A 22568-nucleotide genomic window follows, 5' to 3' on the forward strand; every position below is an offset into this window, starting at 1 on the left:
GTATGCGCCAGAGCAACAGGCGACCGGACGAGCGCGCGTGGTGGATGCACCCCGCCTGGTGGACGGGTGCACTCATCATCGCGTTCGTCGGCGTATTACTGATGACCGCAGCGCTATTCAGCGGCGCGTATCGCTCCTATGTTGACGTGACGCTCAGATCGGAACGCGTCGGGCTGATCATGGAACCCGGCGGGAAAGTCAGGATGCGCGGGATGGAGGTTGGCCGCGTCGCGCAGGTCAACGCCAGCCCGGTGTCGGTGCAGCTGCAGATCGAACCGGACATGATCAAATACATCCCGGCCAACGTCGGGGCAGAGATCAAGGCGACCACTGCTTTCGGCGCCAAGTATGTGGATCTGATCTATCCCAACGACCCATCGCCGCAACGGCTATCGGCCGGGCAGGTCCTGCAGTCGAAGAATGTCACCAGCGAAGTGAACACCGTCTTCGAAAACATCGTCGATCTGCTCGACAAGGTGGACCCGGCTAAACTCAACGGGATACTGACGGCGCTCGCTGACGGCTTGCGCGGACAGGGCAATGCAATCGGCGAAGCCACCAGCGACGCGAACCAGGTGCTGTTGGCGCTCAACGCCCGCAATGACACGTTGCGCGCAAACTGGCGGGCGTTCAAGGACTTCAATGACGCCTACAGTGCGGCGGCGCAAAACATCCTGACAACTCTCGACTCCGCCACGACAACCGCGGCAACGGTCACCGATCAGTCTAAGGCCTTAGATGCCTTGCTGCTCAACGTGGTTGGATTCGCGCACAGCGGCATCGGCCTCTTGGGTCCCAGCAAGGACAATTTCGTGCACACTGTTAACGCTCTTGAGCCGACGACCTCACTGCTATTGAAGTACAACCCAAACATCACCTGTCTTCTCGTGGGATCAAAGTGGTTCATCGACAACGGCGGCAAAGATGCCGAAGGCGGTAACGGGTTCTCCATCATCCTTGACGCGGGATTGGCATGGGGCCAAGACAATTACCGCTATCCCGACAACCTGCCGATCGTAGGTGCAAAAGGGGGGCCGGGTGGAAAACCTGGTTGCGGTTCGCTGCCCGACCCCACAAAGCAATTCCCGACGCGAGCGCTGGTCACCAATACTGGGTGGGGCACCGGCAACGACATTCGCATCAATCCTGGAATCGGGTTCCCCGGCTGGGCCAACTACTTCCCGGTGACCCGCGCGGTACCCGAGCCGCCGAGCGTCCGCAACCTGTTCGGAGGCCCCGCGCCGCCGCCGGTTCCTCCATACCCCGGTGCGCCGCCCTACGGTGCCCCGGAGTACGGGCCCGATGGCACTCCGCTGTATCCGGGCGTGCCGCCGGCGCCGCCGCCCGGTGCGCCACGGGATCCGGGGCCCACCCCGGGCTCGGAGCCGTTCGTTCCAGCGGCCCCCGCGCAGGTGACCCCGACGCCGCTTCCGCCGGGACCGCCCATCGACCCGGCGCAACCCGTGACGCCATCACCGTGATCACGTCGACGACATGTACCGATGATGCTGCTAGGAGAGACTTAGATGAGAGATCGCCTCACAGCCACCCTGTGGCGGCTGGCCATCTTCATGACCGTGTGTCTGATGGGGCTGTTTGTGCTCCTTGCGGTATTCGCCCAGATTCGCTTCGAACCGCAGCAGAGTTTCACCGCTGTGTTCGGCAATGTCGGGGGCCTCAAGGGCGGTGACTTCGTGCGCATCGCCGGCGTGGAAGTCGGCAAGGTGAAAAACATCAGGATCCAACCGGATGCAAGTGTGCGCGTCGATTTCAAGATCGAGGACTCGGTGCCGCTCACCGAAAGCAGTCGGGCCGTCATCCGCTACGACAACCTCTACGGCGACCGGTACCTGGCACTGGAGGAAGGCAACGCTGACGAGGCGGGCAAGAAACTGCGACCCGGCGCCACAATCCCGTTGTCGCACACCGAACCAGCGCTGGACCTCGACACGCTGATCGGCGGATTTCGCCCCCTGTTCCAGGCGATGAACCCTGATCAGGTTAACGCATTGTCATCGCAACTGATCCAGGCCTTCCAAGGTGAAGGCGACACCATCGCATCGCTCCTGTCGCAGACCGCCACGTTGACAAGTACGTTGGCCGACCGCGACCAGCTGATTGGTCAAGTAATCACCAACCTCAACACGGTGCTGGGAACCTTCGACGACAACAACAGGCAATTCGGAGAGGCGGTCGACAAAATCGCCTCGCTGACACAGACATTGGCGGGTCGAAAGCAGGACATCACCAACTCGGTCGCCTATGCCAACGCCGCATCCGCATCGCTGGCCGATCTGCTTGAACGCTCGCGGCCTGCGCTAAAGAAAGTCGTCCACGAAACCGACCGAACGTCGACGCTGGTGCTCAATGACGCCGCCTACTTCGACGACCTCATCAACACCCTGCCTGACGCCTACAAGACGCTGGGTCGCCAAGGCCTGTACGGGGACTGGTTCGCCTTCTATATCTGCGAGGCGATCCTGAAAGTGAACGGTCACGGCGGTCAGCCGATATACATCAAGCTGATCGGCCAGAAATCAGGTAGGTGCACGCCAAAGCCATGAAAGAACTAACGGAACGAAACCCGCTCAAAGTCGGTGTGATCGGAAGCCTAATCACCGTCGCTGCACTCGTAGGCGTGCTCAACTACAACAAGCTACCGTTCGTGAACGGAGCACGTGATTACTCGGCGTTTTTCGCCGACGCCGCGGGCCTGCGTCCCGACTCGCCGGTGGAGGTCTCCGGTCTTCGTGTGGGTCAGGTCTCCAGCATCGACCTCGACGGAGATCAAGTCCTGGTGAGCTTTCATATCGACGGCGACGTCCAGGTCGGTGATCGTTCCGAAGCGGCGATCAAGACGAAGACCGTTCTCGGCGCCAAGTTCGTCGAAGTCACGCCCCGCGGCGGCGGACGCCAGTCGGGTCCCATCCCGATGGACCGGACCACGTCGCCCTACCAGCTCGCCGACGCGCTGGGCGACCTGTCGACAACAGTCAACGGACTCAACACAAACGAGCTATCGGCGTCGTTAGAAACGCTGGCCCAAACGTTTTCAGAGACGCCGCCCGAGGTACGTGTCGCGGTGCAGGGCGCCTCCCGATTCGCTGACACCATCGCGCGACGCGACGACCAAGTGCGATCGCTGCTGTCACACGCCAGCAAGGTCGCCGGGGTGCTGTCCGAGCGCAGCGACCAAATCGTCAGTTTGGTTGCCGACACCAATGCATTACTGGCGGCACTGCGGACGCAAGACAGCGCGTTGGATGCCATCGCAGGCAACATCTCCGCTGTCAGTCGACAGGTGCACGCCTTCGTCTCCGAGAACCGCGAGACCTTCAAGCCTGCTTTAGACAAACTCAACGGTGTACTGGCGATATTGGAGCATCGCAAGGCGTCGTTGCAGGACGCGATTAAGCGGCTCAACGCTTACTCGATGTCGCTGGGCGAATCGATTTCGTCGGGGCCTTTCTTCAAAGGCTATGTTGCCAATATTTTGCCCGGACAATACCTACAACCTTTTATCGACGCCGCATTCTCCGATTTGGGGTTAGATCCGAATGTCCTTGCCCCGTCGCAGTTGGTGGACCCGCAGGTCGGCCAACCCGGGACACCGGCACTTCCGGTTCCTTACCCGCGCACCGGTCAAGGCGGTGAACCTCGCCTTACCGTGCCTGACGCCATCACCGGCAATCCCGGCGATCAACAATGCGGTCCACCGGGGGTGCCGTTGCCCGGCCCCGGCTGCTATCCGTACCGCGAGCCAGTAGCCGCGCCGCCACCAGGAGGGCCGCCGCCGGGGCCGCCGGCAGACGTACAGCCGGTGCCCGCTACACCGCCGGTGTCCGTCGATGACCCGCTTCAGCAGCCGGCCAACCCGGCCCCGCCGGCGAGCCCCGCACCGGCAGGAGGACAGGAATGACAAAGCGACAGTGGCAGATCACGGCCGCGTTTGCGCTGGTGCTGGTCCTCGTGGGCGGAACGCTAGCAGCGGTACGGGCCTGGGACGTCGCGCACCGCACGCGTGTCACCGCGTACTTCACGAACGCCACAGGCATCTTTCCCGGCGACGACGTGCGTATCCTCGGCGTCCGAGTCGGCGCCATCGAGACGATCGAAGCTCAGCCGCAACAGGTCAAGATGACTTTCTGGGTCGACGACAAGTACAAAGTTCCGGCCGAGGCCAAGGCGGTGATCCTGTCGCCCTCGCTGATCTCGGCGCGTGCGATTCAGCTCGTGCCGGCCTACACCAGCGGCCCGGTCATGGCCACCGACGCGGTCATCCCGCGGGAGCGGACCGCCGTGCCGGTCGAATGGGACGACTTGCGCATACAGCTGCAAAAGCTTGTCGAGACATTGCAACCGACGCAGCCGGGCGGTGTGAGCACGCTCGGTTCGCTGGTCAACACCGCCGCAGACAACCTGCGCGGCGAAGGCGCCAATATTCACGACACCATCATCAAACTGTCCCAAGCCTTTTCGACACTCGGGGATCACAGCCGAGATGTGTTCAGCACCGTCAAGGATCTGTCGACCGTCGTGTCGGCATTGCAGGACAGCACGGAGCTGATGCGCGCGCTCAACCAGAACTTGGCGGCGACCACGACGCTGCTGGACAATCAGCCCGACGAGGTCGGCGAGGCGGTAGCCGACATCAATGATGTAGTCAGCGATGTGCAGAGCTTTGTCAAAGAGAACCGCGAACCTGTCGGCGTCGCAAGTGACAAACTCTCCTCGATCAGCGTCGCGCTGAATCAGAGTCTCGACGACATCAAGCAAACGTTGCATATCGCGCCGACCCAGATCGCGAACTTCACCAACATCTACCCTGTGGCCCAGGGCGGCTTCCGCGGTGCGTTCTCGCTGAACAACTTTCAGAACCCGATTCAGTTCCTGTGCGGGGCGATTCAGGCCGCATCAACCTTGGGTGCTGAACAGGCCGCCAAACTGTGCGTACAGTATCTCGCGCCGATCATCAAGAACCGTCAGTACAACTTCCTTCCTTTCGGCGCGAATCCCATCGTTGGAGCCGCGGCGCGGCCCAACGAGATCACCTACAGCGAAGACTGGCTGCGTCCGGACTACGTCCCGCCAGCGACACCCCAGGCGGCGCCCGCGGACGGACCCGCGCAGGGCGCACCGGATGATCAACCGCCACAGGGCGAAACAGTGTCCCACCCCCCGGCGGATACGCCGCCATTGCCCGCCGAAGCGCCCCCGGATGCCAGCAATCTGCACGATCTGATGGTCCCTGCGGGAGCCGGATCATGAGCACCTCCGCCGTGCGAATCAGCGCGATCGTGGTCGCCGTGGTTGTCGGCGCTTCCGGATGCGGATGGCGGGGCGCGAACTCCATGCCGCTGCCCGGAACGGAGGGCCACGGACCGGGCTCCTTCACGATCCAGGCGCAGCTGCCAGATGTCGGCAATATTCAGCAGAACTCACGAGTGCGTGTCGGTGACGTCAACGTCGGCACGGTAACCAAGATCGACCGACAAGGATGGCATGCCCTGTTGACGATGACACTCAACGGCGATGTCGATCTGCCCGCCAACGCCACCGCGACCATCGGTCAAACCAGCCTTCTTGGTTCCCTGCACATTGAGCTGGCACCGCCGAAAAGCGCTGCGCCGCAAGGCCGGCTTCACGCCGGTTCGCTAATCCCGCTATCGGCCGGCAAGGCTTATCCCACCACCGAGCAGACGCTGGCGACGGTGTCGATGCTGCTCAACGGCGGGGGAATCGGTCAAATCGAAGACATCACGAAATCGCTGAGCACCGCTTTCACCGGGCGTGAAAGCGATGTCAGAAGTCTGATCGAGCAGCTCAACATCTTCATCGGCAACGTCAAGGACCAAACTCAAGACATCATCGACGCCACCGACAGCCTCAATAAGCTCGTGGGCCAGATCGCCGATCAGAAACCCGTTGTCGACAGAGCGCTCAAGTCGATTCCCCAAGCCTTGTCAGTACTTAACGACCAACGCCAGAACCTGGCCGACGCTCTCGACCAGCTCGGCAAATTCAGCGCTCTGACCGCCGACACGGTCGATCAAACAAAGGACAACCTTGTCAAGGAACTCGATGCCATTGGGCCGGTGCTGGAGTCGGTGGCCAACGCCGGCCCAGCCGCGGTCAAATCGCTGAGCTTCCTCACGACGTTCCCCTTCGTCAAAGAGAACATCGACAACTACTTCCGCGGCGACTACGTCAATCTCACCGGCATCTTCGATCTCACTCTCAGCCGCCTCGACTCAGGGTTCTTCACCGGCACCCGCTGGGAAGGCGACCTGACCGAACTGGAGATGCAATGGGGCCGCACCCTCGGACAGATGCCAAGCCCCTACACGGGCGGCAATCCGCTCACGGCGCCATACAAGGCAGATCAGGGGCCCTAATATGCGGTTGACCCGACGACTCAAGATCCAGTTGATGGTGTTCACGATCGTGTCTACGATCGCGGCACTCGTGATGGCGTTTGGCTACATCGGATTACCCAGCCTGCTATTCGGCATCGGCCGCTACACGATCACGATGCAGCTACCCAGTACGGGCGGGCTGTACGCGTCGGGACAGGTGACCTATCGGGGCATCGAAGTGGGCCGGGTCGAGAATGTGCGGATGACGAACACCGGCGTTGAGGCAGAGCTCTCACTTAACTCCAACACTAAGATCCCGTCTGACGTCGATGCTGCAGTACATAGCCGCTCGGCAATCGGCGAGCAGTTCGTCGAACTCGTTCCGCGGGGCGACGGGGGCGCGACGGTGCTTGAAAACGGCGATGTCATACCGTTGGCGAGGACATCGGTGCCGCCCGATATCGGCGTGCTGCTCGACGACACCAACCGCGGCCTCGAGGCGATTCCGCGCGAGAACCTCAAAACCGTTGTCGACGAAGGGGACGCGGCCCTGACGGGCCTCGGCCCCGATCTGCGACGCCTGGTCAAGGGGTCGACAACGTTGGCGATCGACGCCCAAGCCAACCTCAAACCACTCACCGACCTGATCGACCAAGCCAAGCCAGTGCTTGACACGCAAAGCGAGACATCCGATTCGATCAATGCGTGGGCGGCTCATCTTGCCAGCATCACCTCGCAGGTCAAGAACCGGGATGACGCGCTTGAGGGCGTGCTCAACAAGGGCGCCGATGCCGCCGATCAGGGCAGGCAGCTCTTCGAACGGCTGCAACCGACGCTGCCGATCCTGTTGGCCAATCTGGTGAGCGTCGCCGACGTGGCAGTTACCTACCACCCCAGCATCGAGCAACTGCTCGTGCTGCTGCCTCAGGCCGTCGGCATCCTCGGCAGTGCACTGGTACCCGACCTGCACAACCCGACGGCTTACCGGGGACCGTTCGTAACCTTCGGCCTCAACATCAACGTGCCACCGCCCTGTCAGACCGGGTATCTACCGGCCAACCAGCAACGGCCCCCGGCCTACCAGGACAACCCCGACCGTCCGGCGGGCGACGTGTATTGCCGGGTCCCTCAGAATTCCCCGTTCAACGTGCGCGGCGCACGCAACACACCATGCGTCGGCAAGCCGGGGAAGCGGGCACCCACTGCAAAGATGTGCGAAAGCGACGAGCAGTATGTGCCGCTCAACGAGGGATACAACTGGAAGGGCGACCCCAACGCGACGCTGTCCGGACAAGATGTCCCGCAACTTCGTCCAGGTGAAGCCCCGGCTGCCGACCAGGTCACCCCACAGGCCGGTGCAGCGTCGCCGCTGCCGCCCATCGCCGTGGCCCAGTACGACCCCGCCACCGGCAGCTACATCGGTCCGGACGGGAAGACCTACACCCAAGCCGATCTGGCTCACGGTCACGCAGAACAGACGTGGCAGTCGATGCTCATCCCGCCTGGCAACTGAGGCAAGCTCGATCCAATCTCTTTGGCGGAGTGCGGATGCAAGGCGTTGGCCTGAGGACGGCCATGACGCGCTCATCGGCGTGCATCGCGGCGCCGCGAAGGCTCGGAATCGAGCAGTCGCAACTACGGTCTTCAAACTCAGACGTGCCCCTCTGCTGTGCCGGATGTCGGTGCGGTGAGCCGACCCAGAAGAACTCAGCCGGCGTGAGCTAGCTCGCGATTGCGTGCGTCGATAGCTTCCTGAGTGGCGGGAACCAAGAGGTCCCCGCCCGCACCCACTGTGCCCTGGGCGTACGTGACGTGCGGGCGCTGGTCACGCTGATATTGGGCGAACGCTGCATCCAGGTCGTCGGCGTTGTCGGACAATGCCTTTGTCAGCAGCCATGTTCCGGTGATGGCCAGGCTGGTTCCCCGCCCGGACATCGGGGATGCGCAGTGTGCCGCGTCGCCGACGAGGACGACCCGTCCCCGATGCCACGATGGCATGTCGATCTGGCTCACGGAGTCGAAGTACAGTTCCGGATCACGGTGTGCCACGTCGAGCAGTTCGGGCACCCGCCACCGGTTATGTCCACCGAATTCCTCAGTGAGGATGCGCTTTTGCGCATCGAGGTCCTGGTAGTCGTAGTCGATCCATGATGAGCGGAAGGTCAGTACCGCCAACGCCACGTCGCGATAGGTGACTATCCCAGCCAAGTGCCCCGGGAAGTTGTAGATCGGGTTGGGGGCACCGGTTGGGTGGTACTCCGGGAAATTGGCCACAGCGGTGTAGAAGCCGAGATGACGCAGGTATTGGTGCTCGGGCCCGAAAGTGAGCCGGCGGGTGGCAGAGTGCAGACCATCGGCGCCCACCACCAGGTCGTAGCGGGCCCGTTCGCCAGAGGCAAACAGTACGTCGACGCCGCGACCGTCATCGTGGAGTTCGGTGATGGACTCGCCGAACGTCAACGCCACGGACGGCCCGAGGGCATTGCGCAGCACGTGCGCCAAGTCTTCTCGTGGGATTTCGATGTCGTCAGCCGTGTCGTTGATCTCCGCGAGCGGTAGATCGGCCACCCTGTCACCGTTGCCGTCGACGAAGCAACTGCGCTCCGTCATGTCGACCCGCCGTGCGCAGATTTCATCGAGGACGCCCATCTGTCGGGCAACGGCCAGCGACTCGCCGCGGATGTCGATCGGTGATCCGTTGACCCGAAGATGTTGTGCGCGTTCGACGATGGTGACGTCATGCCGGGCGTTGCCCAGATTGATGCCCGCGCACAGCCCGGCCATGCCCGCGCCGGAAACCAGAATGCGCATCGGTAAGCCCCCTCGGAGATAAGATCCATTGCGTATCCAATGACCGTAGCGATCAGCCTTAGGAAACGCAATGTCTCTTATCCCTGACGCCGCTCCGCAGCGTCGCCGCGGTCCCGCCCTCGAGAACGCGCTTCTGGCCGCGGCCTGGGACGAACTCAACGAGCGCGGCTACGACGACTTCACCCTCGATGGCGTCGCCGCCCGGGCCCGCACCAGTCGCGCGGTGCTCTACCGGCGCTGGCCGGGAAAGCCGGAGCTGGTACACGCCGCGTTGGTTGCTGCAATCAAAAAGGATCCACTCACTGTGCCGGACACCGGCAGTTTGCGCGGCGACGTGATCAATCTGCTGCGACAGGCCAACAACCAACGCGGCCATCTCGCTGTCACCGTAATGACCCGGCTCGGTGGTTTCTACCGCGACACCGGTACCAACATCGCCGAACTGCGCGACGCGCTTGAGGGCGAGCGCGGCGCCACCATGGACAAACTCATCGCCCGCGCTGTCGCCCGTGGGGAGATCCGGCCCGACCAGATCAATGGCCGAGTTGCACAGCTACCCGCCGACCTGCTTCGCCACGACGTATTGTTCACGCTGGCACCCCTGACCGATGAAGCCATCGAGGAGATTGTGGACGCGGTGTTCCTACCCCTCGTCCGCCTCGGCGCCGACGGCAACATCTAGATCAGTGCCTTTAGTAACCGCCCACAGCAATTTTCGCTCATGGGCAGCCGTCGGGGACGACACGTAAACAAACGACATACACCTGCAAGTGCTTATCATCGCCAAACCCATTGCCGTTGAATAGGTTCAGTCGCCCGATATCGGTCCCGGCGTATGCAGAAGTCTTCACAAGACCTTGGCAAGGAGTGTCAAAGGCGGTGCCGGCAGCCGATCAGCTGCCATCGGCTCGCGCACAATCTGCTCGGGACTGTGCCGATTCCTCGTCGCCATGATCTTGCCAAGCCTTTCTGCCCACACTCGGGCCGCGAGACTCTCATACGCCCCTGGAGCAACCAATCGGGATCAGGCCAGGGTCCTGTGCGCAGAGCACCACCGAAAGACAGCAGGTTCGCGCCACCCGCAGCCACGTGCATCGAGATCGCCTCGGCGCCCAGCCCGCCGTTACGCGCTATCTGAAAAACATGGCATAGACAAGAACGCTGTTGAAACGAGCCAATTGAGTTGGCCATGGCGCCGACGGCTGCCAGCCTGAGGCGCTCGGATGTGACGAGAGGTCGCCGTCTGTGAACGACGTTAGAGCGCCGATCACCAGGGATGGGAACGACGCGGCGGATGAGGAGCCCAATCTTTCACAGCGACGTAGGACGCTTCTGCGGGTCATCCTTATCGTCATCGTAGGTCTGTGCTTTTGCTCCGCCAAGGAGGCAAGGGCAGCCGACGTCGAGATGCTGATGGTCCCGTCGACGGCGATGGGGCGCGATATTCCGGTTGCGTTTCTGGGTGGGGGCCCGCACGCGGTAGTGCTGCTCGATGCATTCAACGCCGCTCCCGACGTCAGTACCTGGGTGACGGTGGGCAACGCCGTGACCACGCTGGCTGGCCAGGGGATCTCAGTCGCCGCACCCGCGGGCGGCGCGTGGAGCCTCTACACCGACTGGGAGCAGGACGGCAGCAAGAAGTGGGAGACGTTCCTGGCCGACGAGTTGCCCAATTGGCTGGCCGCCAACAAGGGCCTCGCGCCGGGCGGCCACGGCATCGTCGGCGCGGCCCAGGGTGGCACGGCGGCGTTGACCATGGCGGCATTTCATCCCGACCGGTACCGCTACGCCGGGTCGCTTTCGGGGTTCCTGACCCCGTCGAACACCTACATGAACGGTGCGATCACGGCCGGGCTGGCGCAATACGGCGGTGTCGACATTCGCAATATGTGGGGCTTGCCCCAGCTGGGTCGGTGGAAATGGCACGACCCCGCCGTGCACGTTCAGCTGTTGGCGGACAACAACACTCGATTGTGGGTCTACAGCCCGGCGACGCTGACGTGCTCTGACCCCGCCGCGATGATCGGCTATTGCGATCAAGCGCAGGGCAGCAACCGGGCATTCTTCCAGGATTACCGGCGCGTCGGAGGGCACAATGGACACTTCGACATACCAGATAGCGGCAACCACGACTGGGGCTCGTGGAGTGCTCAGCTCGCCGCGATGACCACCGAACTGGTTGCCACGATCAGATAATTGGGGAAGAAGCTCTACTAAACGTTGTTCGTTTGCTTTGTACTGGCACCACGAGAGAGGCTATCGCCGCCGTGGTGGCGAAAGGAGCTGCCACAAGCAGGTTGCCGCGGCTTGCGGTGCCGGTAGCCACTGTGGCCGATGCCGCCGTACCGTGCGAGCGATCATCGCCGGCGCCGACACCCGGGGAAGCGAATTCATAGTCGATCGCTGGTAGTGGCATAGAAGCCGGCGGTGGCGCGCCACGTCCTGACATGGCGCTATCTGAAAATTCGATGATTGCTCCCGACGGGCGTCCGCCCTTCACTGAACTATGCCAACAGAGCGGTGTTCGGGAGTGTGCGCACGCCCCACAAGTCCGTGGTGCTGCCGGCGATCTGTGAACCTCTCGATGCCTGCAGGGGTCGATGTTGACACCAGCGACGAGGTGACCTCACGACAGAGGCGTCAGCATCAGCCGACGATTAGCGCCAATTGCACGGCCAGACACAGCTTTTAGAACTTACCCCGAAAATGGCACTGCCGCGCTGACGAAGCAGCACTTGTGGCTCGGCATAGTCGAAGGAGACACGTTGAACCGCGTACGAATACAAGCTCGCCCTGCAGGATCTGATATTTCTCTTCGGCGATAGGACGTCGTCGCGCCATGGAACCGTAAGCTCGCGAACCCTCGGACGCAATACAGTCCTTTCAACGCCTTCACCGGCCCGCCACCCGCAACCACCGACCTCACACTTAGACGCTCACCCACATCGGCCCTATCGGTATCAATATCGATGTAGCCGCGAAGTTTTGGCCGTCACCCGGTCGCAAGTAATAAGAAATGGGGTGCCGAACTTGTTTCGCCAATCAGGACCCGAAACACCCGTGCCTACATGGTTCATCGGAGCGATTGACAACCGGCCCGAGCACGACGACATCGATGTCGATGGGTGCAACATACATGTGCGCACCTGGGGTAGCCGTGAGAGGCCGGCACTGGTGTTCGTCCACGGAGGTGCCGCGCACTCCGGATGGTGGGACCACATCGCACCCCTTTTTTCCCGCACCCACCGAGTCATTGCCCCAGACTTGAGCGGTCACGGAGACAGTGACGCCCGCACGACGTATCACCTACATACCTGGGCACGTGAAGTACTCGCGGCTGCAACATCTGCCGGGCCATCGGGACGGCCGACAATCGTCGGCCACAGCATGGGCGGCTGGGTCACGGCCACTGCGGCGCAACACTACGGCGCGCAAATCGACAGCATTGTCGTCATCGATTCGCCCCTTCGTGATCACGCCCCTGAACGAGCGCGACTGCGCAACTACAATCGGCACCCGACCGGTCGCCGGACCAAGGATGAAATCGTTTCCCGATTCGTCGCGGTTCCCGCACAAGAAACGGTGCTGCCCTATGTGGAACGCCATATCGCCGCAGAATCGGTACAGAAAACGCGCGACGGCTGGTTCTGGAAATTCGATCCGGCGATTTTCGATGCACCGTTAGAAGATGCGATTCCCGCCGATGAAGAGACTATGGAACGCACGCTGGCCGAGATGCCCTGTCGCGTAGGTTATCTGCGTTGCGAAGCGGGTCTAGCCCCCGCTTGGCGGGGCACAGATTATCCGGTCCATCATGCAACTCAGAGGACCCTTTGTGGAGCTAGCCGAGGCCGGTCACCACCCGATGCTCGACCAACCACTCCCACTCGTGGCAACTTTGAGGGCACTTCTGGAGATGTGGTCGATCACCTGACTCGCAGCAGGGAGTTCGCCTACGCAACAACCATTGTGGCGTCCGTACCGCCCCCATAGCACTGCCCAAGTCCCGTGATGGGTTTCGGCAGGGCTCAGATATGGAGTCGGCCGGCCGGATTTCGAGGGGAAAGGGAAATCCGGTCGGATGATGCGATGAATCGTACCGGTCGATGCAGCCAAACTTGCGAACTCTCACCGGGTGGCAATAACACCACCTAGCGCGTCGCACCACGACATTGACGATGTGAATCATGCTGACCTGCAATAGGAACTGCGATTCAGGTAAACACCCTCGGAACGGTTGCTCTGAAAAGCATTGCGGCACTGAATGCCATGACTTAGGTTCTACGCGTGAGTCCATTCGATGTCGGCGTATTGCTCCTTCGAGTCGTGCTGGGGCTGACGATGGCCGGGCACGGTTACAACAAGTTCATCGGCCCGGGTGGACTGAAAGGAACCGCCGGTTGGTTCGACAGCTTGGGCATGAAGCCGGGTATGTTTCACGCTCGCGTAGCCGCGACCGCCGAGATGTCAGCCGGCATGGGTATCGCCGTCGGCCTGCTCACTCCGATCTCGGCTGCCGGTTTCGTTGCGCTCATGCTCGTTGCCGCGTGGACAGTGCACCGGCACAACGGGTTCTTCATCGTCAAGGATGGCTGGGAATACAATTTGGTGCTCGCCACGTTCGCGGTCGGCATCGCCGCAATCGGCCCGGGCAGGTTGAGTCTCGATTACGTTGTTTTCCACGAAGCCGCGTTCTCCGAAGCCCTACAAGGCTGGTGGGGTCTGGTGATCTCGACCGCCCTGGGGCTTGCGGGCGGTATCGGGCAGCTTGTGGTCTTCTGGCGCCCGCCGGCTCAGACTCAAGCTTGACGGCGGCACCGCCACCCGGATTCAGCGAGCATCCGCCATGGCGAGCACCCCTGGCACCAGGCTCGAGACGGCCACAATTCGCCTCGGTCGGATAGTTTTCCAGCAAGGCCGCGCCTCGGCCGCTTTCACGGTTTGTGACCGCGACAAGCGGAAGCAAGACGCGCGCTCGCCCGCCCGATGGGCATTAACGGGTCACTGGACTCAAACAGGACGGCCCAACCACACTGTCCGCCTGCCCTACTCAGTGCGGTGGGCGCCCGCGTACATTGTGGCGCGCAGCGACTGAGACAAGAAGGGATTGCCGACCGGTGAACGAGACACGGACCGGGCCTGCGCCGGAGCGGAAGACCCGGTCCGTGCAAGGACGATCGAGTCAGAATCCAGGCGTGCTTCGGATCGACCGACCTGAGATGTCGGCAACGGTTGTCAGAAGACCCGCGAAAGCGGCACCCGTCTGTGGCTTGGCGGCTTCCGTTCGATCTGCCTGAGCCGGGCCTATCCTGGCCGCGGGTCAGACAACGGGTGTGGTGGCCGCTTGCGGTGGAACCGGCACCTCGAAGGCGTTCAGCAACGCCGAGGCCCCGATGTACGTGCTCGCGAGGTTGACCATGTCGACGACACCTTGCTGCCCGAAGGCCGCCTCCGCGGCGTGGTAGGTCTCATCGCTGACATGGTAGGTCGACACAAGTTCTTGCACGAATTGGGCGGCTATCAATTCGTCGCCGGTGAGCCCGACCGGTGCCTGCCCGCTCGACAACGAGTCGATCGCATCTTCGGGGATGCCGTAAAGGGTCGCCACCTTTGCATGCGACCAGATTTCGTACTCGGCGCCCCACTGTCCGCCCACCGACAGGATCACGATCTCTCTGACTCGCGGGGAAAGAGTGGACGATGAGAAGGTGTTGCTGACGTCGAACAGCGCCCCGCCGATCACCGGGTTGTAGAGGTAGGCATTGAGCGGGCCGATGAGTCGTCCCTCCGAATCCAAGAGCTGTATACCTGTGGCCGCCTGTGTCGGAATGGCGATGGCCTTAATCCGCGCGTCGAGTTCTAGCTGCTCGGGGGTCGCGGTATCGAGATCAAGCAACGGCAGCCGACCGCCCAGCCCGTTTTCGTCGGTGCCAGCAACGGGTGCCGGCTCCGCCGGCGGTATCGGCGCCGAGAACGATTCTGGCCCCTGCGCCTCGAACGCGTTCAGCGTCGCCGACACGCCGAGGTATGTGCCCGCCAGGTTGACCATGTCGACGACGGCTGTCTGCCCGAACGCTGCCACCGCCGCGGCGTAGGTCTCGTCGCTGACACGATGGGTCGACACGAGTTCCTGCACGAATTGGGCGGCAATCAGTTCGTCGCCGGTGAGTCCCACCGGTGCCTGGCCGCTGGCTAACGCCGTTATCGCTTCCTCGGGAACACCGACGAGGCGCGCCGCCTTGGCGTGGGCATACAGCTCGTACTCGGAGCCCCACTGTCCGCCCACCGAAAGGATCACGATCTCTCTGACTCGCGGGGAGAGAGTTGACGATGAGAAGGTGTTACCGACGTTGAAGATGGCCTCTCCGGTTACCGGGTTGTAGAGGTAGGCATTGAGCGGACCGATGACTCGTCCTTCCGCGTCCACGAGCTGAATGCCCGTGGCCGCCTGTATCGGAAGACCGAGTTGTTTCATTAAAGCGTCTAGGTCTTTTTGTGCCTGAGTGGCGGTACCCACGTCAAGGTAGGGGAGCCGACCACTCAGGCCTCCGGCACCGCCGACCCCGCCGGCTTTGCCGGCCTGGGCGGTAGCACCGGAGGCACCGTTGACGCCGGCGTGACCGGTCACACCGCCAGGACCGCCGGTTCCGCCGATGCCGGCCTGACCCGCGGCACCACCCGCACCGCCGATGCCGCCGACGCCCGTGCTGTCGCTGAGCGTTCCGTCGGGCAGGGTGACGACCGTTGCACTCCCGGTGCCCCCGTACCCACCGGCACCTCCGGCACCGGCCGCGCCGCCGACCCCGCCGGCCCCGCCGAGGCCGGACAGTAGGGAGCCCTTACCGCCGGTGCCGCCAGCCCCGCCGTCACCGCCGGTGCCGCCGGCTCCGCCGGGACCGCCGTCCAGGCCGGGCGCGGCCGCGTCAGTGCCGTGAGTACCGGCGCCGCCCTTACCGCCGGCGCCGCCAGCCCCGCCGTCACCGCCGCGGCCGGACAACAGACCAGCGTTGCCGCCGGCGCCACCATCGCCGCCACCGGTTGCATTGGCGCCGCTGCCACCATTGAGTCCGGCGACACCGTCGCCGCCATTCGCACCGGCGCCGCCATCACCGCCGTCACCGCCATCACCCCAGAGCAGACCGGCATCGCCGCCGTTGCCCCCGTCAGCGCCCAAGCCGCCGGCACCCCCCTTGCCACCATTGCCTCCCAGCAGACCGCCGGCGCCGCCGTTGCCGCCGGCGACACCGGCGACGGTGCTCGACCAGCCGGCACCACCGTTACCGAACAGCAGTCCGCCGCCGACCCCGTCCGGATGATCCTCTGTGCCGTCGGCGCCGTCGCAGATCAAGCCGCACCTCCCGCCGAGAGAAGACAGCGAGTAAGCCTGCAGCAGGGGCGCGGCACCCACTATCGACGGGGCGGCGGCCCGATCGGTGGTCATCCTGCCGTTGAGATCGCGTACCACCAATGTCAGCGAGTTGACCAGCGGCCCCACCGGGGCCGCCGGAGCAGGGCTGTCCGCCGTGCGAGGTGTCAACCCGATCGACGTCAGTACGTTGGCGCTTCTTCTGGTGGGTTCAACCTTTGGCGCCATTGTGGCTGCCGGGGTGTGAGGCGTCGCCGCAGCCGTTGAGGGGCGAGTCGCTGTCCGCATCGCCGCAGCCGGCAGCGGTGCGGTCGCCGTCTTCACCGCGCCGCGCAAGACCGATCGATCCGGTGAGGCCGTCGACAGCGTCTGCGTGACGTCGCCGGATCCAGGTTCTGTGCGACTGTTCTTGTCGGACGACGCGTCGTGGCCATCGGGAAGTTGTTGGCGTTTTCGCTCCTGCGCCGAGACGCGGGGACCGACGGTGGACGCGTTGAGGCCGTTCCCACCTCGTCGGTGGGCTCTGGTGTATGCGTCTGGCTCTGCGGTGGTGTCGGAGGCGGTGTTGCGCTGAACTGAGATCCTGAAAGGTGCTCTGTGCGACGATCTTTGGAGGTCGACGTCATGGTTGGAGTTGGTGCTCGGTTGGGCTGAGGCTGTGGACGTTGGATGTCGAGTCGATGATTCGGAATTGGCCGACCCCGACGTCGAACCATCCGATGATTCGACATCCGAGGTCTCGGCGGCGGCGACACCGTGGCCGGTGGCCACGGCGAAACCCAAGCCGGTTGCCACGGCGCCGACGCGGAGCCATTGCCCGCAGGACCCCGCGGCGAGGTGAAGGCGTTGGGTGACGGCGCTCGATGCGTCGGCAGCCCAGGCTGTCGGCGCGGCTTGAAACAGCGCCGCCGGAACGGAATCCGCGACTTTGTTTGTGGAAGTAGGGGATGGCTGAACCCGTTTCTTGCTGCGGAAGAACCGATCGGTGCAGTGCTCTGGCCCAGACTTCGCAGACATGAGATTCAGCTCCTCGCAGGCTTCGTTGCCATCGAAGGTGTTACACGGTCATAAATTGACGGTCTCGCTTTTATAGGCGCGGCGGGCGTAAACGGTCAAGAACTAGCGCTGGCTTAGCCAGGTGTCAGTTGTGCCCGTATTCCTATTGCCTTGCATCAGTGCGCTATTGGCGAAGTTGACACCGGCCGCGTCAGCCGTGGCGTGCTCGAGGAGCAGTGTCGACGAACAAGACGGTAGTAGCTGTACACGCATAACCAGTGCCTGGATCTCTCAAAGGTCTCCGGGGCTCTCGTCGGTTGCACCAGTACTCGGAAGCGGATGATGAGCAAGGCTTTCCGCCAGCGTCGGCCTGTGACATCGCGCCGGCTCGTTGTTCAACATAGTTTCGTTTGATCGGGTTGATCAGCGGTGCAACGCCTGCTGCAGCTGAACGTGTTCACGAATGGCGGCGGGACCAGCAGCCGGATGTGCGGTGGTACTCAAGTCTGCCCGTACCCCTTCGAGTGGTACCGAGCTCGGCCGAATCAGACTCGAGCGCACCGATATTCCCGTCCGGATCGTCAACCTTGTCATCGGCCCTGAATTCGGAGAAGCGCTGCCGCGCGACCTGCCCGTCGGCCCCACGTCGTGCCCGGATACTGAATTAATGGCCGGTGAGCATGCGATGTAGGCGGCCCCCGGTCACGGTGAGGATGGTTACTTTTCTACCAGGCTAGTCGTCGCTGGCGGCTTGTACACTTCACACGCGCTCGCCGCTGAGCCGAAAGGAAGTCGACCATGGATGCGAAGAAGATCGCCGAAGAGTGGTGTGCCGCCTACAACGAAAGAGATAGCGAGCGATTTGCCAATCTCATGGCTGAAGATATTGAATATTCTGCGCCTGCGATGAATGCGGGGTTCTCCGGCCGATTGACGAACTATTTCGAGCCAAAAGAAGGCGATCCACTTCCCGACCGCAGTTTGGAACTTCTCCGAGTTTTTGGCGATGACCGGCACGCGATATTCGAAATGTTGTGGTATGGGACAAGTTCTGGAACCTCCCCCGCCTTCGGTCCCGCCGGACAGAGGGTGCAGATGACAAACTGTGTGATCATCGATATCAACGACGATGGATTAATAAGTCGCGGCATCGAATACGTTGGAAGCTACGAGGGTGTTGATCTATCCCTGCTGGGGCCCGACGCAATCCCGCACGAGGCCGCGCGCAGGGCGTGATTGTGCACGACTGACCGCGGTCAGAGGCTTTCTCGGTGGTGGGGCGACCCCATGTCGAATCCACTTGCCTCCGTTCCAGATTCCGCTCGCGATGGGTCCGCGGGGCATCGATAGCAGGTCATAGCGTTTCGCGATTCTCCCGTCCGACCACCAGGGCTGGGACCCGTCCGCTCAATGAGGAGCATGCATAGAAATGACAACGTCGGTAACGACAGTTTTTCCATTCCATCCTGTTCGTTGGCTTCCGCCTGGGATCGAGGAGGGAGTAGGTCACAGATTCGAAGAATCAGGCGTCGTTGATTACGTCTCGGCAGCTGACGTCCTGGGCCTTTCGAGTTTTGTTCCGCAGCAGCTGAGTGCTGCTGCGCCGACGAGCGCAGCCGATAACGCTTCCTGGTACGAATCATCGATCTCGCTTGCTGTGGCGGCGACGAAGCATCCCGGACTAGGTGTTGTCTACGGTGGCCTTCCGGCGATTCGCCAGGGTCCTGCCCAACTTTTTCGCACCGCACTGACGTTGTCGAATCTCACTAACGGTAAGGCGATGTTATGGGTCGCAGTGGGGGAGTTGTACAACCTGAAACCTTTTGGTTATCGACGATCCGAAGGGTTAGCGCATTATGAAGACCATTTCCGACTCTATAATCTGCTTTGGGAACGCGATTCACCGTTCGACTTTGAAGGTAATATCTGGTCCTACAAGAACGCGTTCATTGGTAAAGAGCGCGGCCCGCGGCCACAATTTTGGTCAATGGGCGCCGGGCCGCGATTCCTTAAGATAGCGGCGAAGTACGCCGACGGTTGGGTAACCACCGTGCCGTTTGCTGCATCAACCCCTGAGGCATATGCCCGTCGGGTATCTGCGATGCGCGACGAGGTAGAACGTGCCGGTCGGGATCCCGACGCGTTCGGCTTCGGTGTCATACCGATGTGCTTGATCCATGAATCACCCGAAGTCGTGGCAATGGCTCGATCGAATCCCATGATCCGTCTGGCCGCGGCGCTGTGGGGGCGCCTTCCACACAAGGCGTGGCGGGCGGAGGGGGTTGAGCCACTGTTTCCAGATGACTGGGATTACTCGGTTCGCTGGGATGCGTCGAAACTGACCGACGCCGACTTCGCTTCGCTGATGGGGCGCATCTCGGATGAAATGGTTAGGAAGGCCTTCATTGCCGGGGCCCCGCAGGAGGTCACAGATGTGGTAAAAGCCTACGTCGACGCCGGGGCGACTTTGGTGAGTCCGATCGACATGCTCGGTTCTCGCACGTACAACTTCTCCGACGCAGAAGTGGCGTCGCACCAGTGGACAGAAGAAACTCTAAAATGGCGCCTCGAGATGTGTCGTCAATTGAAGGAAGGGCGCTAGCTGACGTTCGCGCCCGTTTGCGATTGCGAGCCCCTAGCAGATCAGCAGCGCACCAGGTAGGCAGCGCACGATCAAAGGCACAACCGGGGCGGTATCACGGGGAAGTGACAAACTCGCGACACCCGCGACGGGGATCGGGAGCCGATCCCTGACGTGCGCTGACTGCGTGCGAAAGCGCTTATCACAAGCGATTCGAATCACGAATCACGTTGGCACTCGAGGCTTTCAGTGAATTAGCCGAACCCCCGGATCGCGTCGCCCTGAGTTTCAACGCAACCGATCGCTGGACCGTGTCTGGCGATCTGAAGGATTCGGCTCGAACGGCTACCACGCCATTCGACACCAGTGTGTCGTGCATGGCTACGCCGATCGACGGAATGCGTGGCCTCGCCGCACTCGGTGTGGCGTATTCGGCGCCGCGCACACCCTCGAGTCGAGGAGCTGCTGATTCAGGCCGCAACACAGGTGTCAAATGCTTTGCAAGGCAGCATAAGTATTCAACCTGCCGTGGTTGCTTAGAAGTGGATTCGGCGATCATTTGCTCAGACCCGATCGATCCGGCGCCGTTAGGTTTGGCGTGCGCGGGTACAGCCGCGCTTGGCTGCCGTCGGATTGATCCAGCCGGTCCGACGTGGTCGACCAGAAGCGTCGTTAGTGTGCTCGTTCGCAAGCGGCTCGCGGAGCGCAAGTATCACGGCCACGCCTACTCGCGCGCACAATTCGTCAATTCGACTGCGGCAGGCGAACTCTTCCTACGTCACAGCTGCCGGTTCGCGCGGGCCGCATAGGGTGTCCGGGCCTGGGCCGCCGCGACGGTCATGATCGGACAAGCTCGAAGAGCGGGATGACCCGGTCGGTGTGTCGTTGATGGTCCGCGAGCACCGGTGCGCGCTGGGCGAATGTCGCGAAGAGGGCATCTCGTTGATCGCCGGTGACTTCTCGGGCAACAACATCGTAGTGCTCAGTCCCTATTTCGATGCTGGCCCGAGCGTTGGCGCGAAGGTTGTGCACCCACGCGGGGTCCTTGTCCGAGCCCATCGACGACCCGGCCACCAGCAGCCGGCCCTCGACTTGCAGATACGCCAGCGGTGACAGTCGAGGCTGGCCGGATTTCGCGCCTATGGTGTGGAGCAACAGGACGGCGTCACCTGGAACGCCTTGCACGCGACCCTGATTGGCCCGGAACTCCTCGACGATGCGCCGGTTGAATGCGTCCAACGCGTGGGTGTCGGCGGCGAGGGCGTCCTTGTTGATCTCGGTCATCGTTTCTCCTCGGTTGTCCGACCGGTTTAGGTATGCAAATGGGTGCGGCTGCAGCCGGGTTCAGTCTCGGGCGCGGGACAGTTGCTGCTGCGTGGTGTGCCGGCGAGCGCGCCGCCAACGAAGGTGGCCGGCGCGCGGGCGGGCAGCGTGGACTTCAACGTGGGGTTGGCGGCGCGCTGCAGGGCCAGCCCGTGCGACAGGCCAATCGCTGCGACACCGAATTCGTATGGGCTCAGTTCTTCTCATGCGGTGACGCCTTACGGCACTGCCGTCGAGCCGGGATGCGAGCCGTCGGTCGGATCCGATCCGGTGTCGGTGTTTCTCATGACGGGTCTTGCAGTTGGGGACCGAGGGTGGCCGACGAGTGCTGTGGTTGTCCGAGCACGCTGAGCGCGATATCAACGGTGCGGGTCAGAGCGGCGCGATCGGGTTGTACTTTCGCGGTGACTAGCAGGCCGCTCAAGCACGACACCAGGAACTCGGCCAGGCTCGACGGGTCGAAGGACGGATTGATCTGCCCGAGGTCGACGGCTCGGGTCAACGCCGTTTCGAGTGCCGTTCGGTTAGCGGCCATAACGTCGGTGACCGTCTGACGTGTTGTCGCGTCGTGGGGCAGACGTTCGCAGGCAGCGTTGACCAGCATGCAGCCCCGCGGCAGCGGGCCCCCGATTGCGGCGTCGAGGCGTCCGAGCAACGCGTTCTTCAGTGCGGACCGCAGGTCGGGACCCTGCTCCAGGGCGGTCACCAACTCTGCGGCCATCAGGTTCAGGTACTGCGCCAGCGCTGCCCGGTAGAGGCCTTCCTTGCTTCCGAAGGCTTGATAGATCGATCCGCGCCCCAGTCCGAGCGCCTTGGTGATGTCCTGCAGGGACGTCGCTTCATAGCCGCGCTCCCAGAACAGGTTCATCGCCTTGTCCACGGCGGCATCGGTGTCGAATTGTCGCGTTCCAGCCATGGTGATAGCGTACCCATCATGGAACGGTCGATCAAAGATGTTTCGATTGCCAATCCGCTGCTTCACAGGGCAGACACCCGAACCCCAGCCACGGACCAGTCCACCGCCAACACGGCTATCCGCGACGGTGTCGCTATACGAATGCCTGGACCCGCTTCGGCCCGTGCCTCTGGGCGAAGTGCGCGTTGCCGCCGTCGCCAGCGCTGAGAAAGCTGTTCC

General features: G+C 62.7%; 15 protein-coding genes and 2 pseudogenes. 13 read left to right on the forward strand and 4 right to left on the reverse strand.

The window, feature by feature from the left end; all coding sequences use genetic code 11:
* Nucleotides 1-2 precede the first annotated feature (2 nt).
* From D6M19_RS06565 to D6M19_RS06590, 6 genes are read left to right on the forward strand one after another with little or no spacing between them, the layout of a single operon-like run.
* On the forward strand, nucleotides 3-1481 hold the full coding sequence (locus D6M19_RS06565; protein ID WP_123024370.1) for an MCE family protein: 1479 nt from the start codon (nucleotides 3-5) through the stop codon (nucleotides 1479-1481).
* 45 nt (nucleotides 1482-1526) lie between these two features.
* On the forward strand, nucleotides 1527-2564 hold the full coding sequence (locus D6M19_RS06570) for a virulence factor Mce family protein (RefSeq protein WP_123024371.1): 1038 nt from the start codon (nucleotides 1527-1529) through the stop codon (nucleotides 2562-2564).
* The gene (locus D6M19_RS06575; RefSeq protein WP_123024372.1) at nucleotides 2561-3919 is read left to right on the forward strand and encodes an MCE family protein; all 1359 of its coding nucleotides are present in this window, start codon (nucleotides 2561-2563) and stop codon (nucleotides 3917-3919) included. The genes D6M19_RS06570 and D6M19_RS06575 overlap by 4 nt, the downstream gene beginning before the upstream one ends.
* Nucleotides 3916-5268 carry an MCE family protein gene (locus tag D6M19_RS06580; RefSeq protein ID WP_123024373.1) on the forward strand — a complete coding sequence of 451 codons (1353 nt, stop codon included), beginning with the start codon at nucleotides 3916-3918 and terminating at the stop codon, nucleotides 5266-5268. The genes D6M19_RS06575 and D6M19_RS06580 overlap by 4 nt, the downstream gene beginning before the upstream one ends.
* Nucleotides 5265-6395, forward strand: coding sequence for a virulence factor Mce family protein (locus D6M19_RS06585; protein ID WP_123024374.1), 1131 nt, complete (start codon nucleotides 5265-5267; stop codon nucleotides 6393-6395). Before D6M19_RS06580 ends, D6M19_RS06585 begins: the two co-directional genes overlap by 4 nt.
* A gap of 1 nt (nucleotide 6396) precedes the next feature.
* On the forward strand, nucleotides 6397-7869 hold the full coding sequence (locus D6M19_RS06590; protein ID WP_123024375.1) for an MCE family protein: 1473 nt from the start codon (nucleotides 6397-6399) through the stop codon (nucleotides 7867-7869).
* A gap of 194 nt (nucleotides 7870-8063) precedes the next feature.
* Here the strand turns inward: D6M19_RS06590 and D6M19_RS06595 are convergent, their stop codons facing one another.
* Nucleotides 8064-9167 (reverse strand): FAD-dependent monooxygenase, encoded by a 1104-nt coding sequence (locus tag D6M19_RS06595; protein ID WP_123024376.1) that lies wholly within the window; start codon nucleotides 9165-9167, stop codon nucleotides 8064-8066.
* 70 nt (nucleotides 9168-9237) lie between these two features.
* Between D6M19_RS06595 and D6M19_RS06600 the strand changes: the two genes are divergently transcribed.
* The 5 genes and pseudogenes from D6M19_RS06600 (at nucleotide 9238) to D6M19_RS06620 (ending at nucleotide 13976) form a co-directional block, all read left to right on the forward strand.
* The gene (locus D6M19_RS06600; protein WP_123024377.1) at nucleotides 9238-9849 is read left to right on the forward strand and encodes a TetR/AcrR family transcriptional regulator; all 612 of its coding nucleotides are present in this window, start codon (nucleotides 9238-9240) and stop codon (nucleotides 9847-9849) included.
* Between the two features lie 659 nt (nucleotides 9850-10508).
* Nucleotides 10509-11363, forward strand: coding sequence for an alpha/beta hydrolase-fold protein (locus D6M19_RS06605; protein ID WP_234834739.1), 855 nt, complete (start codon nucleotides 10509-10511; stop codon nucleotides 11361-11363).
* Nucleotides 11364-11395: 32 nt separating this feature from the next.
* Nucleotides 11396-11577 (forward strand): annotated as a pseudogene (locus tag D6M19_RS34745) ((2Fe-2S)-binding protein).
* A gap of 620 nt (nucleotides 11578-12197) precedes the next feature.
* Nucleotides 12198-13101 (forward strand): annotated as a pseudogene (locus tag D6M19_RS06615) (alpha/beta fold hydrolase).
* 353 nt (nucleotides 13102-13454) lie between these two features.
* Nucleotides 13455-13976 (forward strand): DoxX family protein, encoded by a 522-nt coding sequence (locus tag D6M19_RS06620; protein ID WP_123024378.1) that lies wholly within the window; start codon nucleotides 13455-13457, stop codon nucleotides 13974-13976.
* A gap of 511 nt (nucleotides 13977-14487) precedes the next feature.
* On the opposite strand, the gene D6M19_RS35090 is transcribed toward D6M19_RS06620, so the two are convergent.
* Nucleotides 14488-16761, reverse strand: a complete 2274-nt coding sequence (locus D6M19_RS35090) for a carboxymuconolactone decarboxylase family protein (RefSeq protein WP_164478364.1) — start codon at nucleotides 16759-16761, stop codon at nucleotides 14488-14490.
* A gap of 1566 nt (nucleotides 16762-18327) precedes the next feature.
* On the opposite strand from D6M19_RS35090, the gene D6M19_RS06640 reads away from it, so the two are divergent.
* Entirely contained in the window at nucleotides 18328-18765 is a 438-nt protein-coding gene (locus D6M19_RS06640; RefSeq protein ID WP_123024381.1) for a nuclear transport factor 2 family protein, read from the forward strand.
* 193 nt (nucleotides 18766-18958) lie between these two features.
* Nucleotides 18959-20131 (forward strand): LLM class flavin-dependent oxidoreductase, encoded by a 1173-nt coding sequence (locus D6M19_RS06645; RefSeq protein ID WP_123024382.1) that lies wholly within the window; start codon nucleotides 18959-18961, stop codon nucleotides 20129-20131.
* A gap of 816 nt (nucleotides 20132-20947) precedes the next feature.
* Here the strand turns inward: D6M19_RS06645 and D6M19_RS06650 are convergent.
* Both D6M19_RS06650 and D6M19_RS06655 read right to left on the reverse strand, forming a co-directional pair.
* Nucleotides 20948-21394 carry a nitroreductase/quinone reductase family protein gene (locus D6M19_RS06650; protein WP_123024383.1) on the reverse strand — a complete coding sequence of 149 codons (447 nt, stop codon included), beginning with the start codon at nucleotides 21392-21394 and terminating at the stop codon, nucleotides 20948-20950.
* Nucleotides 21395-21716: 322 nt separating this feature from the next.
* Nucleotides 21717-22349 (reverse strand): TetR/AcrR family transcriptional regulator, encoded by a 633-nt coding sequence (locus tag D6M19_RS06655; RefSeq protein WP_123024384.1) that lies wholly within the window; start codon nucleotides 22347-22349, stop codon nucleotides 21717-21719.
* Nucleotides 22350-22568 lie beyond the last annotated feature (219 nt).

This window comes from Mycolicibacterium stellerae, from assembly GCF_003719305.1.
In the GTDB taxonomy this organism is placed as follows: domain Bacteria; phylum Actinomycetota; class Actinomycetes; order Mycobacteriales; family Mycobacteriaceae; genus Mycobacterium; species Mycobacterium stellerae.